At 45.6% G+C, this 15,560-nt stretch carries 11 protein-coding genes; all 11 read right to left on the bottom strand.

All coding sequences use genetic code 11. The annotated features are described in order from the left end of the window. Window positions 1–6 precede the first annotated feature (6 nt). The 11 genes from F0261_RS06620 to nirD all read right to left on the bottom strand — a co-directional run bounded on the left by F0261_RS06620 (window position 7) and on the right by nirD (window position 15,534). Window positions 7–1,227 carry an alginate export family protein gene (locus F0261_RS06620; RefSeq protein ID WP_171337522.1) on the bottom strand — a complete coding sequence of 407 codons (1,221 nt, stop codon included), beginning with the start codon at window positions 1,225–1,227 and terminating at the stop codon, window positions 7–9. 129 nt (window positions 1,228–1,356) lie between these two features. Then, entirely contained in the window at window positions 1,357–2,259 is a 903-nt protein-coding gene (locus tag F0261_RS06625) for an ABC transporter ATP-binding protein (RefSeq protein ID WP_171337523.1), read from the bottom strand. A gap of 16 nt (window positions 2,260–2,275) precedes the next feature. Next, the gene (locus tag F0261_RS06630; RefSeq protein WP_061439529.1) at window positions 2,276–3,271 is read right to left on the bottom strand and encodes an ABC transporter permease; all 996 of its coding nucleotides are present in this window, start codon (window positions 3,269–3,271) and stop codon (window positions 2,276–2,278) included. A gap of 88 nt (window positions 3,272–3,359) precedes the next feature. Next, a complete protein-coding gene (locus F0261_RS06635) occupies window positions 3,360–4,769 on the bottom strand; it encodes a CmpA/NrtA family ABC transporter substrate-binding protein (RefSeq protein ID WP_061439524.1) in 1,410 nt (469 codons plus the stop codon). A 571-nt stretch (window positions 4,770–5,340) separates the two neighbouring features. After that, the gene (locus tag F0261_RS06640; protein WP_061439522.1) at window positions 5,341–6,657 is read right to left on the bottom strand and encodes a methyl-accepting chemotaxis protein; all 1,317 of its coding nucleotides are present in this window, start codon (window positions 6,655–6,657) and stop codon (window positions 5,341–5,343) included. A 282-nt stretch (window positions 6,658–6,939) separates the two neighbouring features. Beyond that, window positions 6,940–8,538, bottom strand: a complete 1,599-nt coding sequence (locus tag F0261_RS06645; RefSeq protein WP_061439521.1) for a GGDEF domain-containing protein — start codon at window positions 8,536–8,538, stop codon at window positions 6,940–6,942. Between the two features lie 4 nt (window positions 8,539–8,542). Further along, entirely contained in the window at window positions 8,543–10,060 is a 1,518-nt protein-coding gene (locus F0261_RS06650) for a bifunctional UDP-sugar hydrolase/5'-nucleotidase (protein ID WP_061439519.1), read from the bottom strand. 145 nt (window positions 10,061–10,205) lie between these two features. Continuing rightward, entirely contained in the window at window positions 10,206–11,192 is a 987-nt protein-coding gene (locus F0261_RS06655) for a glycosyl transferase family protein (protein ID WP_061439517.1), read from the bottom strand. Beyond that, window positions 11,176–12,159, bottom strand: coding sequence for a uroporphyrinogen-III C-methyltransferase (gene cobA / locus F0261_RS06660; protein ID WP_061439515.1), 984 nt, complete (start codon window positions 12,157–12,159; stop codon window positions 11,176–11,178). The genes F0261_RS06655 and cobA overlap by 17 nt, the downstream gene beginning before the upstream one ends. A 12-nt stretch (window positions 12,160–12,171) precedes the next feature. Further along, the gene (locus tag F0261_RS06665) at window positions 12,172–15,075 is read right to left on the bottom strand and encodes a nitrate reductase (RefSeq protein WP_061439513.1); all 2,904 of its coding nucleotides are present in this window, start codon (window positions 15,073–15,075) and stop codon (window positions 12,172–12,174) included. Window positions 15,076–15,162: 87 nt separating this feature from the next. Next, complete coding sequence (gene nirD / locus F0261_RS06670) at window positions 15,163–15,534, bottom strand: nitrite reductase small subunit NirD (RefSeq protein ID WP_014975661.1); 372 nt, start codon at window positions 15,532–15,534, stop codon at window positions 15,163–15,165. Window positions 15,535–15,560 lie beyond the last annotated feature (26 nt).

Consider the following 15,560-nt stretch of genomic DNA (forward strand, 5'->3'; position numbering starts at 1 on the left):
TTGCAATTAGAAGCGTGTACCAATCCACATCCAGAAGCGATTGGTATCCACCTTTATATCTCCCGCATCGTAAGTACCGTACTTAATGCCAAAATTGTACTTACCTGCAAACTTCTTCGTATACTGCACATTAATTTCGCTGCCTAAGTCGTCAGCACCGTTGCTGCTGTCGTCAGCGCTGAAATCGTGGTAAGCCAAAAGCCATTTACCACCGGCTAGCCCACCTGATAGAGATAACTTAAGATCTTTTAAGCCCTGTGCTGGCGTGCCCAAGAACTGATCAGTCCAACCGTTGAATTTGTGCAGCGTAGCTAGCGGCGTTGCAAAACCGTACAACCCATCGTCAGAACCTAGTATTTCGTAATCGACCTTAGCAGTCACACCAGAAAACGTGGCTGCGACATACGCATTTAAATACGAGGCGTCAAAGTCGCTGGCCGTTTCGCCCGCGCCAGCTTCGCTTGATTGCGTGGCAAACTCACCACCGTAAGCCCAACTCACGCTCTCACCTTTCATCTTTCCATCGTAGCTCACGCCATACGTGTCCAACGCGTTATCCGTGTCGTTGTCCACTTCTAAAAGGTAAGCGTAGGCCACAAACTTGCCAATTTTAGATGTATAAGTCGCATGAAGAATATGATCTTTAGAATCTAAATCTGCCGCCTCAGCAAAAATGCGGTTGCGTTTGTAAAGATAGCTATAGAATAGTTCTAGATTGTCTGTTGCCGCATATTTAGCGCTTACGGCATCAAAGGTCTGGCGGTCTTGTCGCCAGCCAACGTGGCCAACAAATCGATGGTCATCCAAAGTAATTACTTGTCGCCCTACTCTGGCGGTAAAGTTATCCGCCTTATACTGAATAAAAGCTTGATCAACTTCGGTAGTTTCAGGGTCGGCAATGACCGAATACTCACCTACGTTAAAGCCAGTAGGCCCCACAGTAAACTCATCTTGCCCAAGTACAATACGACTGTCTTCAACCTCAGCGGTAAATGAGAAACCATTAACGCTACCCGAACTAAACCCTAGACGCGTACGCAAAGTCAGTGCACTTGCGTCTTCTAACGCATTGTCTTGATCAACAGCTTCGTAGCGTAAATTCAGATCCGCCCATGCCTTTGAATCGCTTAATGCGCTGTGAATGTCAGCGGCCATTGCGCTTCCACCCAATACTGTCAAAACAGATGCTGTTAGCATCTTAATGCCAAAGTTTTTTAACGTGTTCATGTGTATTCCCTATCGGTATCAATTTTTATTAGTCAACACTTACCCAGCCAGCAGTAGAATGCTGGTTAAAAGTGATGGTTTTGGTTAGTTGGCGGAAAAGGCTTCCGCCCTAGTCAGGTGCCGATAAAGCTAGGCGGCATCTGACTTCTTAGCGTCTTTTTTTTCAGATGACACCCCGCTGGGTTTTGCTAGCTGTTGTGAATGTTTGTTAGTTGTAGGCGCTTGGTTTGCGCGTGACGAAACGGTTTCAACCTTCTTTTGTTTGTCGTAAAGAAAGGTTAAGACTTCATGTCTGTAGTGGTTGTACTGCTTGTTATCTGCAAGTGCTAATCTATCTCGTGGACGCGGCAACGCAATATCTAGAATTTCGCCAATGGTGGCCGCTGGGCCGTTATTCATCATAACAATGCGGTCAGATAGCAATACTGCCTCATCCACATCGTGGGTAATCATAATAACCGTGTTGCCCAAGTCAGCGTGAATTTCCATGAGCGAGTCTTGAAGATGAGCGCGAGTTAGGGCGTCTAGCGCACCGAACGGTTCGTCCATTAGCAGCACTTTTGGTTCCATTGCCAATGCTCGCGCAATGCCTACTCGCTGTTTCATACCACCTGATATTTCACTGGGTAATTTATCAAGGGCGTGGGTCATGTGCACAAGCTCTAGGTTGTGCATGATCCAGTCACGCATCTCGGTTTTACTCTTGTCTCGCATGGTAGATTTCACGGCCAGTTCAACATTTTTGTATACCGTAAGCCAAGGTAATAAAGAGTGGTTTTGAAAGACTACAGCGCGCTCAGGTCCAGGCTGCTTCACTTCTGCGCCATCTAAAATTACGCCGCCCGTGGTAGCTTGATGTAGACCTGCGACGATATTCAACACCGTTGATTTACCGCAGCCCGAATGGCCAATTAACGACACAAATTCACCTTTACTGATTTTAAGATTCACATCTTGAAGCGCAGTAAATGGCCCCTTCGGTGTGGGGAAGTCGATACCCACCTGCTCTAACTCTAAGTGTTTAGTGTGCATAAAATTCTCCTCAAAATTAGCGTAGTACGCTCGACTTGTCCCAGCTTACAGCGCGCTGAATCGATAACATTAAGCGGTCTAGCACAAAGCCAATAGCGCCAATGGTGAGCACTGCTACCATGATTCTCGCTAGCGACTCCGAACTTCCGTTTTGGAATTCATCCCACACAAACTTTCCTAGGCCCGGGTTTTGGGCAAGCATTTCTGCCGCAATCAGTACCATCCAGCCAATACCAAGCGACAATCTAAGTCCTGTAAAAATCATGGGAATAGAAGATGGAAGTACTATTTTGGTGAGATGAGCAAAGGGCGTAAGACGCAATACTTTACTTACGTTGATTAGGTCTTTATCAATATTGGAAACGCCTACAGCGGTGTTAATAAGAGTTGGCCATAAACAACAAAGCGAAACCGTAAAGGCAGAGGTGACAAATGATTTAGAAAACGCCGGGTCATCGCTGACATAAAGGGCACTTACTACCATAGTCACCAGCGGCAGCCATGCCAATGGAGACACTGGCTTAAATAACTGGATAAGTGGATTTATTGCGGTGTAAGCAGATTTACTTAGACCACATAGTATACCCACGGGAACCGCCACGACTGATGCAATTAAGAATCCAACCATGACGGTGTAAAGGCTTGTCCATATCTGATCAAAAAACGTTGGCGCACCGGTGAATTCTCTAATTTTTGGCTGATAAGTAGGGTCCTGCGCTACACGCGCTGCATTTCTTGCTTCTTGACGTTGATAGAAAGCGTCCGCTTTTTCACGCTGTGTAATATGCTCGTCAATTAACGCACTGGCTTGCTCGAAAACTTGTGCAGGTCCTGGGAACTGCCCCAGCGACGTGTCGATACTTTTTGCTACACCATTCCAAATGGCCAAAAACATCAGCAAGCCGATAACAGGCAGCAGCAACGCAGGCGTGGATTGATATAAACGGCTCAACAAAGAGTTGGCGTTTGACGGCGACGATGGAAGGCGAAGAATGGTTGTCATCTTGCTCATTGCTTGCTCCTGACTCTTGATGTGCGCTTTTGCGCTGTTTATGCCCCGCCCTAGTTAGAACTGAAGGTAGGGCCATTAAATCAGACACTTACAGTACAGTGTCGCCCTTCAGACCAATCTTAAATTGCTCTAAGTAAGCGTTAGGCGTGCTTCCGTCAAACGTCACGCCATCAATGAATTCGCTCTGAGGCGGCTTGTAGCCCGTTTCCGTCCCAAACTCTGGAAAATCAGACGCCTTAGCTTTACCTTCGGCAATCAGTGCTTTAGCAGCCTGAGCATAAACCTCTGGTTTATAAACTTTTTTGGCTGTCTCTTTATACCAATCGTCAGACTTAGCCTCTGAAATTTGACCCCAGCGGCGCATTTGTGTGAGGTACCAAATAGCATCACTGTAGTATGGGTAAGTGGCGTTGTAGCGGAAGAACACGTTAAAATCAGGCACGTCGCGCTTGTCACCTTTCTCGTATTCGAAAGTGCCTGTCATGCTGTTAGCCAGTACGTCTTCATCTGCCCCTACGTAGTTACTTTTAGCAAGAATCTTTACCGCTTCAGGACGGTTCGCATTGTCGTTTTCATCCAGCCACATTGCCGCTCGAATTAGGGCTTTAACCACGCGAATGTGCGTATTTGGGTATTTGTCAGCCCAGCCCTGGCTTACGCCGAACACTTTTTCAGGGTTATTTTTCCAAATTTCGTAATCGGTGATCACAGGCACACCAATACCTTTGAATACTGCCTGTTGATTCCATGGCTCGCCTACGCAGTACCCATAGATGGTGCCGGCTTCCATCGTCGCTGGCATTTGCGGTGGGGGAGTGACTGACAACAGAGCCTGAGCGTCTATTTGGCCCGCGGTATCGCCTTTATGCGGCGCATAATATCCAGGGTGAATTCCACCTGCCGCAAGCCAATAGCGTAACTCGTAGTTGTGTGTAGAAACTGGAAATACCATTCCCATGTTGAACGGCTTTCCAGCATTGCGGTATTCATCAACCACTGGCTTTAAATAATCAGCTTTAATAGGATGAACTGGCTTGCCATTTTCGTGTGGAATATGGGCCTTCATTTTGTCCCAAATTTCATTAGAAACGGTAATTCCATTACCATTGAGGTCCATACTAAACGCTGTTACCACATGCGATTCCGTGCCGAAGCCAATGGTCGCACCAAGGGGTTGGCCAGCCAGCATATGAGCGCCATCTAGTTGGCCGTCGATTACGCGATCAAGCAGCACTTTCCAGTTAGCTTGCGCTTCCAATGTAACGTAGAGGCCCTCATCTTCAAAAAAGCCTTTTTCGTACGCCACAGCAAGCGGTGCCATATCAGTTAGCTTGATAAAACCAAACTTAAGTTCTTCCTTTTCAGGCCAGCCTACCGCTGGCTCTTGTGCTGCCACACTCGCAGAAAAACTTGCTACAGAGACGGCAAGTGCTGCACATACTCCAGCACTCGCCGTTCGAAAGCGTTTTAGCAGTGATGTTGTCTTTAACCCAGTCATACGTGTTCCTCGTAGCCAAAAAAAAACCCACCAGCGTACGACGTTTAACCGTCGAGCATGGTGGGCTTCGTTGCCGTGTTTGTAATATCGGAGTTCTTACAAACGCATCAAGTTGTTAATGGTAAGTCAGGAATTCCCGCTCACACACCTCATCTTTAAGGGAGGTTTATTAAAAGCTTTAGCTTATAAAACCATCTTTATTTTTTATTATTATGCACTTGCCATAAATGCCGGAGATGATGATGCTTCCTTACCGTTCTCCGCTGAATCCTATTTGTTTACCCTATGGTAAGTGTTGTGCATTCCACTCTGCCATCGCATTTGTGTTTGCACCCGTTGCATTGTACAGCAACGTTGCTGTTGCACGGATTATTTAGCACCCATCGTGCCAGAAATGTAAGCCATTAAAATTTATGAATATTTACACTATTGAGGTAAGAGAAAAGTGAGAATGAATTCGTTTTGGTGCACCAAAACAGGGGGGGTGTTCAACCTTGGTGCGCGAAAGCAGATACCAAGGTTGAACAAATATGGCCAATGACTGAGGCTGTCTGATTGTGTCGCTAATTTTCTAGAGGCGTTTAGTAAATTGCCCGATAGCGTTTACCACTTCATTGGCACCGCTTTGGATTTCGCTCATTGCTTTGCCTGACTGCGTTGAATACTCTAAGGCTTCGCGCGCTTTTTCCTGACCCGCTTCAATTAACTGAACTGCATTTTCTGTTAACTTTCTGTTTTCTACGACGACGTTTACGATTTCTTCAGTTGCGCTACTGGTTCGCGACGCTAGCTGCCTGACTTCATCGGCAACCACCGCGAAACCACGCCCTTGATCGCCTGCACGTGCAGCTTCAATAGCAGCGTTAAGCGCCAATAAATTAGTTTGATCGGCAATTCCGCTAATACTTTTAACCAAATCCGCAACTTTTTGGGATTGCTCATCTAGGTCCTTAATACCTTCACTCGCATTGCCCATCTGTTTCGTTAATTCGTTCATCGCCTTAACCGTAGAATCGAGCACTTGGTTACCCTTACATGCTTGCTCTCCAGTTTCTTGCGAAATGTTGAATGCAACGTTGGCGGCTTCAGAAATGGCGAATTCCCGCTTCATTTGCTCTGTAATTACCGTTGCGAATTTCACTACTTTATAAAGCTGACCATCTTCGTTTCTGATGGGGTTATATGACGCTTCTAGCCACACGTCATTCCCTCGGCTATCAATGCGTTTGTAGCGTCCAGATTCTAACTGTCCTTGCGCTAGCCCACGCCAAAAATGTTTATATTCTTCCGAGTTCGCCTCTTGCTCTGTGCAAAAGATCCTGTGATGCTTCCCAACTAGTTGCTCCAGCTTGTACCCCAAACCTTTCAAAAAGTTTTCGTTGGCTTTTATGATGGTGCCATCAAGGTTAAATTCAATAACAGCAGAAGAGCGATGAAGCGCGGCAATCATATCTCTAAGCTCATTACTGTAAGAAATATTGCGCGTTTGCTCTGCCATATAGAAAGAAATACACTTCACATTTCCATAGGCGTCGTCTATGGGCTGTATAATTCCTCTTACCCAAATCTCATGACCTTTTGCATTGTTGAATCTAACTGCGCCATGCCAATGACGATGATTTTTAATAGCGCCTAGCATATCTTGAACGTCCGATTTTTTGGGCGATTTCGGATCCATTAGGCTTTCAAGAGACTTCCCTTCTAGCTCTGAAATCTTAAATCCTGTTGCTTGAGTATATAGATCATTAATTGCACTTATACGTCCGTCTGCATTCAACTCAATGTACAACATTTCTTCACGAAGCTCTTCCTTAACCGTTTCATGTGCCGCCATTTCCTTTTCCAAACGTTGGTTTTCGGCTATCAACTCTTTATTTTTGAAAAACATCCTGCGCTCCTAATGAACTTCGTTTCACGCATTATTTATCAGCCGACTCAGCTCATAACGAAGCCACCCTGACAAAATAGGCACTGGCGTATCACACTGAAATACGGTTAGTTGTCTGAAACGATAAGCTAGTATTTATTGGCTTTGATTAAAGATAGCAGAGCAAGTGAAGTTTATTGATGTTTCACACAAATAAAACTAAATTTTTTGTTCAATAAAGATTAAAGATAGCCCAGTTTGGGCATTGACATAAACCCGCCTCTTTTTGCTATACCAAAATACTCATGGCAGCGATGAAAACACGCAGCGATTCCTTCCGCCCGTTTTGGCGTCGTACAACGCTTTATCAGCGGTATTCAGGATCGAAGTTAATGTCCAGTTGTGGTGATTAACGAAGTTGACCGTTGCAACGCCCAAACTTGCGGTAATTACGGGTGAAACTGTGCTCTTGCTGTGCTCTATCCCTAATGATTCTATCGCATCTCGAATCTCTTCAGCTTTCACCTTCGCGCCTTTCTCATCGATATTAGGCAAAATCGCTACGAACTCCTCACCACCGTATCGAGCACAAAAATCAGTATTACGGGTAATAACTTCATTAAGCCCAATAGCGACGGCTTTCAGGCATTCATCCCCTTTAGGGTGACCATAATTGTCATTGTAAAGTTTGAAACTATCGACATCCAAGATAATCACCGTCAACGGCCATTCATACCGTTTTGACATTGCTATTACCTTTTCCATTTCCATTTCAAACGCCCGTCGGTTTGGGATGTTAGTGAGCGGATCGCTAAGTGACAAACGAATCAATTCGGTTTCTTGGCTCTTCACTCTCTCAAAATACAGTGCAAAGGTTTTAGCCAGGCGAGATATCTCGTCACTGCCTTCGAAGCTTGCTACCTCGTCACTATTTTTTTCAACCAAATTGGTTAAAGCAATTAAACGCAGAATAATACGTTTGTAGATGTAGAAGATGATGGCGCAACAAATAATCATCACAATTAATGAGAGTGCCAATGACAGGGTTATTTGTTTGGACACGGCCTGGTTGGCAGACAATGCGTAAGAAGAGGTGTCTTTTGTGATTGAAGATGCCCTAAACTCAATATTTGACGCGACTTCTTCAGCCAAGTGCTCAACAAAACTGCCTCGCCCTCTTGAACGTCCACGAATACGCATGACATTAGCTTGTTTATCAATCATGCCCCATTTACCTAATACCCCCTCCTCTAGCGCTCTTACCAGTTCGCTGCTGCGCTTGTCTAGCGATGTCGCCTCACGCAAGGAAGCGATGCTTTCTTCAATACTGTCCTCTAACTTGCGTAACTCATGCAGTTGGAACTGCTGATTTATTTGGGCAATTTGTAATATCAGAGGAACCAGCGTTTGAGAAGATTGAATACCCACATACTGCGATTTATTGTCTTCGAAAATATTGTTCAAGTAAGTAAAGAGTACTTCCCTTTCCACCCGCACTTCTTTTTCAACATCAATTCGCTGACGCACTAATGCGTTTAGTTCTTCTATTTCTAATGTAAGTACATTCAGTTGCGTCGCTAAGTACTTGTCTCCCTGCTCAAGTTTCAAATTGGAGGAATCCAGGCGCTCTATCGTTTCATCTAACTGAGTTTTGACAATACGCCGAGACGATTGGCTCTCAGACGATGTTAATCGCGCAGTAAGTGAAATTAAGTGCTGAACTTCACGAGTAATTTCAGTAGCTTGGCTAAGAGTGGGGATAGAAGACGAGGTGATATCGTCAAGCACTGTTCGCACGTCATTTAAACGCAGCAGCGTCAAAACCAGTATTAAAAGAAAAAATCCCATCACACTGCATTGTGCAATGATAAACAGATACAAAATCTTTTTCTTATGCTGCATCTGATCACTCGCCTTTTGCCATATTTATTATGCGGTTATCAGTTTTAGGCTTTAAATCGTATTGATTGACGATGGCCTGCATAACAAGGTCTGATATTTGAGGGGGACGTGTGCTCGAGGCCGGACGCTTTTCGGTATTCTTTAACGCATAGAAACCGTCTCCGCCATTAGCCAGAAAGTTACTTGTAGCCAATGAATAGGTTTTCGACTTATCTATTCGCTTTCCATTAATCGTGACATTTTTTACTCGTTGAAGCACTTTCGCTGAAGGGTCGAAACTATAAGACATACCCGATACATGAGGAAAACCACCTTTTAAATTTTGATATTGCGAAAGCCCCTCTTCCAGAGCTTGAATTAACTGAGCGCCAGTTATATCCAAAGCCACAACATGCGCGCGAAACGGCATTTCGGTGACAATATCTTGCCGAGTAATTGGTGTACCTGCCGTATATTGTTTGTTGCCTCGGATACTGCCTCCGTTTATCAAGGCAATTTCAGTATTGGCATAGCGTTTAATGGTATCCGCGACAAAGTTTACAAAAGGATTCTCTTCACTTCTCACTTCTTTGCGCGCAGTCGAAACGGCAATCTTCCATTCGCCAATTTGGATATTTAACAACCGCTTTAGGCGCGCTTCATACTCAATGAGTTGCTCGTTTAACTCAGCATCAGCCTCTATATCTTCTAACGGCTGTTCTATATACGACGTTGCTTGCCACCCAGTATTTTTCACAAAACTAGCAACGACAGCGGTTCCCTGCTGTGTAAGTACCATACTATTAGGATGACGCGTAGTTTCGAGCATATTTTTCTCGTCCAAGCGACTGTCTGTTATAAAAGCGACATCAATAATGCGTTTGTTCAGCATGGTATTAATAAAAGGGAACGGGTAGGAATAGTGAAGCAAAATAATATCTGCGCCTTGCTGTCGCAATCTTTTAGACTCCTCCATGATGGCTTTTTGAGGAGGCGTTATAGCAATATCAGATAATTGGTACTCCTCTATCACTCTCTCATGTAAAACTGATATAACACCAAGTGTTAATTCTTCTTTTTCTACAATCACAGAAGTGTGCAGGCCATCTGGGGAACGCCCCACCCGGTTGTCTATTACGTTGCTGGCTACCAATGGAAAGGCTGCTTCATAAGAACGAAGAGATAATTCATCCTCATAGAAACTAAATTCTCTCTTTGTGACCCCCATCACATCTGGCTCAAGGGAATTGAGAATATCAATAATGTGGGAGCCACGGTCAAACGAGGATAGCGCGCTCGGCCCAATCGAGCCGCCGCCGAAAATGAAGAAGACGGTTTCACTAATTTGCCGCTGTTGTTTTACGAGGGTTTGAAGATTAGCGTAACGCCCTGTGCGTGCGTCGCTAATATTAGGCATATCTGCGGTTAGTACGAAAGTTACGCTAGAGGTTGTGACCTGTTCTCGATTTTCAGATACAGCATAACCTGCTCGAAATAAGAGCGACAGGCTAGCTAAAAATACGAGCCATTGCGTGATTCGCATAACACCACTTAAGGAAAACTTGTTAATACTATTAACAAGTATAGCAACGATTAAGTCAATGCGACGATTGGCTATTTTTCCTTAAAAAGAAGGGCTTTATAACAAGCAATATAGATAATTGCCCGCTCAGAAAACGCAGGTGACCTTAAAATGGCGTTGCGCTTTTATCGCGCTGTGCCCAAAGCTGCCTTGCCTGGGACAGGGCATCTGCAACATCACACTTTTGTAGCAGTATCAAATAGCTGGCAAGTGTACTCAAAACGGCTTGTTCACCGTAAAGGCTATTCGCGTTACCCGCCCACACATCAAGCATGTCGTTAACGTTCATGTCTTTATCTTTAAGCGCCCATTTGTCAGCAACCACCGGCATTATTACTTCTTCGGTCTCACCATTTCGGGTAATAAATAGCTCAGTTTCCCGTTCACCATTAACTTCAGGATCTCCGCCATCACCACGAAAGCAAAGCGCATCTATAGATGGATAATTTTCATTAACGCGGCAGTGTTTGTGGTCAAGATGCATATGGTAAACGCCCTGTACGCAAAATTGTGCAGCGGTGGGATTCAACAACCTTGCGAGGGTGTTAGCGCATGAACGCAGGCCAAATACCTCACGAAGCTTAATAATTGTGTCGAGCGCAGGCAGCAAATAAGACAAATCAAGGTAAGTCACCCCTTTATCCGTTAACTGCTGTTTGGCATCTTCAATACTGCTAACTTCAGACAGGCCCAATTGGGGTAACGCTATACTTGCATAAAGGCGCCCTGAACCCGGCTCATGCGCACCGTGGAGCATAACCGAGTAACCATTGTTGGCTAGAACCGCTACGGCCAATAAGTACCATGGTAACTGGCGACGCTTTCCCGCGTAGCAGCCAATATCTAACGTGGGGGTGAGGGTTTTGACTTCTGGCTCTATTAGCTCTCTGCATGCATCGACAAAGCCAATAACTTCTTCTGGTGTTTCTTCACGCGTACGCAGCAACATAAGAAATGCGCCGCGTTGATCGCCTGTCACTTCATTGGCCAATACCATTTTCATGGCATGATAAGCCTCATCACGGGTAAGGCTACGCCCCCCTTTTTGACCTTTGCCAATAATTTTTATGTATTCACTAAATGGTTGCTGCATGCTTGGATGAATGTAATAGAAGAGTATTTACCTGTTGACGAGACTCTACCACCTTTCCAAATATAAGTAACGTAGGCCCCGTTAAATTTGCTGCTTCTACCTTGCTATGAATATCGGCAAGCACGCCAGTAATCATGCGCTGTTCAGGCGAAGTGGCATTTTCAATTACCGCTACTGGCCATGTCGTTGGCACGTTGTGATGAATCAAGCCTTTGCATAGACCTTCAAGCCGGCTTAGTCCCATATAAACCACCATGGTTTGGTTCAACACATTTTGCGCCAAAGGTGCCATCTCTGGCCATTGTTCCGCGTCTTTAAAATGTGCGGTCATAAAACTCACCGATTGAGCGCAGCGCCTGTCGGTTAAAGGGATACCCGTATAGGCTGACACACCCGATGCTGCCGTAATACCAGGAACAATAGCAAAAGGAATGTTGGCCTTTGTGAGTGCATCGGTTTCTTCGCAGGTTCTTGCAAATAGGGCTGGGTCACCGCCTTTTAACCGCACGACAGTGTGACCGTTGCATGCCAATTCAACCACTCGCTTGCATATAGCGTCTTGGGTAAAGCTATGCTTTTTGCAGCGCTTCCCTACATATTCTTTCACCACTTTAGAGGGAATTAGCGCGAGAATATCTTCGCTGACTAAGGCATCGAACAGCACGACATCGGCTTGTTGCAGAAGACGAAACGCTTTTAACGTAAGTAACTCGGCATCGCCGGGGCCAGCACCGACGATGAACACCTGCCCTTGTTTATGACCTTCAGTTTGCCTGTTTGCTAACTTCAACCACTTGCCAAAGTATGAATGCTTAGCTGGAGCTTTTGGATTATCGGAGCGCTGGCGCGTCGTCACGGTCGTGACCGTGGTAGAAATAGCATCGCGATAAAAGAGGTTTAACAAAGGTTTCTGCGGTTTAAATAAGGTGCGCAAAAACGGTAACGACCAACTAGATGCAATTGACATGATTTAACGCTCCTAAACAGATTGAATTTCAATGACTAAATGCTTGTCTATCAGCTGAGACAAGGCGGGCTTACACGAGCCACAATTCGTACCACACTTTAATGCTTCACCAAGCTCTGCCACCGAACTACAGCCTTCTTCGATGGCATGTGTAATGGTTTTTTCGCGCACTTCAAAGCAGCTACAAACTACATCACCATTTAAAAATGCGTCGTCTACTTGGCCACGTATTAAATTGCGCTGTATGTCTGTAGAAATAGATGTGTTGAGAAGACTGGCAAGCCATTCGTTAGGTACTGACCATGTGCTTTTTGAATGTGGCGCTGCCTGCGCTGTTGTATGTGCAGTTGCTGGTGCCCTTTCACCCTTTTCTGGCTCATCGCCCAAAAACGCCGCGAAACAAAGAGTATCATCGACAAGCGCAAGGCATACTGAGTATGTATGATGATGAAACTGCAATAGCACCGCGTTTTGCGGCAGCAGAGGTATCAACCCTTGGGTAAAATCCCGACGACCTTTGTTCGAAGCAACATTCAATACTGATAATGCTGCATCCGAGTTATTTAAAGGTGAAGACGCCTCTGTGCTTTCAAGCGGTGTCGTATTCCAGTAATCACACGCATGCTTTAGTGCGTCTTCACTAAACGGATTAAGTTTTGAATTATGTGCTGATTGGTTTACTGATGAAACAAAGAGCTTGCCGTAGGTAGCGAAATGAGCAGGCGCGATAGCTACCGCCGCGTGTTTTAACTCTGGCTGCCCTGAAATAGGGTCTACCGCGCTGGCGTAAAGTGCGCCTAGTTTACTGTGCGAACCCCATTGCGCCGACCAGTGAATAGGAATGAATACTTCCCCTTTGCGCATATCCGTATCCGCTTTAACCGGATAAATAACAGGGGCGTCTTTACACACTGCACTTGAAAGAGAAACGAGGCTTCCATCTTCAACGCCCAATTCAGCAGCGTCTTTAGGGTTGATATGCACGCAAGCACTTGGCATATGAGCCAGTAACTTTGCCGCTTTACCCGTGCGCGTCATGGTATGCCACTGATCTCGCGCTCGGCCGCTGTTCACAACAAAAGGATAAGCGTCTGATGTTACCTGCAGTGGCGCTCTGTAAGTTACGGGAATAAGTTTCGCTTTGCCACTAGGGGTTGAAAACCGTTTATCTTCAAAAGGACGTTTACTGGTAAGGCGAGGGTTAGGGTTAGATTTAGAATTAGAACTGGCCGTATTCTCAGCTTTTATAACTGTGTGAAAAGGCCACTGCAAAGGCGATAGCCCATTGTACTGAGCTTCACTTAACGCTTGTAAAGGTGACAGGTCTAATTGTCGCTTACCGTTATTTTGATAGCCGGTTAGCCCAGCGTATTCGCAGAATATTTGTGACGAATGGGTAAAATTAAATGCCTCGCCAAAGCCCATTTTACCCGCCACTTCGCATAGTATTTGCCAATCGTGTTTTGCACTACCTGGTGGGGGCAATATACCGCGCTGACGTGAAATACGGCGCTCTGAGTTTGTTACCGTGCCGTCTTTTTCCGACCACCCCGTGGCAGGAAGGGCAATGTGCGCGTAGTTAAGCGTATCGTTAGACTCAACAATATCAGACACCACCACCATGTCACACTTTGAAAGTGCGCGCTCAACTTGACCGCGATTTGGCATACTGACAACAGGGTTAGTCCCCATTATCCAAACGAACTTTACCTTTCCACTCTCAATTGCATTAAACAAATCAACTGCTTTAAGCCCCTGCCCTTTAGGCATGACGGGTGCATTCCAATAGGTTTTAACAGCGCTGATATGATCAGGGTTTTCAAGGTCCATATGAGCAGCTAGCATATTGGCTAACCCACCGACTTCACGCCCTCCCATGGCATTTGGCTGGCCAGTAATTGAAAACGGACCACAACCGTCTTTAGCAATTAAATCCATTGCTAAATGACAGTTGATAATGGCTTGGGCTTTATCCACACCAGCAGAAGACTGGTTCACGCCCATAGAATAAAAAGTAACTACGCTAGAGGCTTCACAAAAGGCATCAAAGAAGGCCTTAATGCTGTTAATGTCCAGGTCGCATACTTCAGCAACGTCATCTAACGTTAAGGCATTTGCACTTTTGAGCGTTTCTTCAAGTCCCTCGGCATAGGTCTCAACGGCGGATTTGTCTATTCGACCTTGTGCGTTTGCATAGCTGAGTAAACCGTTAAATAGCGCTACGTCGCTACCCGGCTTTATAGGAAGGTGTAAATCGGCAATGGTACAGGTTTCGGTTTTGCGTGGGTCAACAACAATGACCTTCATATTCGGATTTTTCAGCTTTGCTCGCTGAATGCGTTGAAAAAGCACTGGGTGCGCCCACGCCGCATTACTTCCGGTGATCACCAGTAAATCTGTACATTCCAAATCGGTGTAATCGCAAGGCACTACATCTTCACCGAAGGCTCGCTTGTACGCGGCAACGGCTGATGACATACATAGGCGTGAATTCGTATCGATATTGGCACTGCCGATGAAACCTTTCATAAGCTTATTGGCAATGTAATAGTCTTCGGTGAGAAGCTGACCTGATACATAAAAAGCAACGGCATCCGCGCCATACTGCGCAATGGTAGAGGTGATCTTATCCGCAATCACATCGGTGGCCGTGTCCCAATCCACCGATTGACCTGCCATGGTTGGGTGAAGCAAACGACCGTTTATGTCGTTTGTTTCAAGCAGGTTTGTTCCTTTGACACACAATCTTCCATAATTGGCGGGATGCTCTGGCGTGCCTTTAACAGTGTCCAGGGTTATGGCACGCGTGCTTACGTTGCAACTGATATCTACACCACACCCTACGCCGCAGTAAGGGCATGTTGTTTGTCTTAATTGTTCAGACATCATGTCGGGTTGTCGTGTAGGCATATTCATTTCATTACCTTTTTCGGTTTCACAGCTTTTGAATGCATTTTGCTAAAAGGCTTTTTTCATGTGGGCGTTCAAATAAAGGCAGTTTGCTTAAACACCGACAAAAACCTTTTCGCCCTCTACCTTCACAGCGTAAGCCGTGACGGAAACATCGTCGTGTTCTTTACACAGCCCGGTTTCTAAAAAGTAATGCTCTTTGTATAGAGGCGAAGCAACAACAGGCGCACCGCCTATCGACCCTAGAAGCCCGCGATAGAGTACGTTTGCTTTACCAATAGGGTCGTAGTTACTAATGGCGAAAACCTGGGTTTCGCCGTTTATCTTCAAACTGAAAATTGCCACTTGCTGTGAGTCGACAAGGGCGCAAACCCCACTGTTTGTCACTAAGTCGTTCGTCTCACAAACATAGTGCCATTGCACTTGCTGTGGTTCTGACGCCATTACATTTTGCGCTGCTGACATAATTTGATTCTCCTAACAGGGTTGAT

The sequence above is a fragment of the Alteromonas sp. 07-89-2 genome (assembly GCF_013113925.1).
GTDB classification, from domain to species: domain Bacteria; phylum Pseudomonadota; class Gammaproteobacteria; order Enterobacterales; family Alteromonadaceae; genus Alteromonas; species Alteromonas macleodii.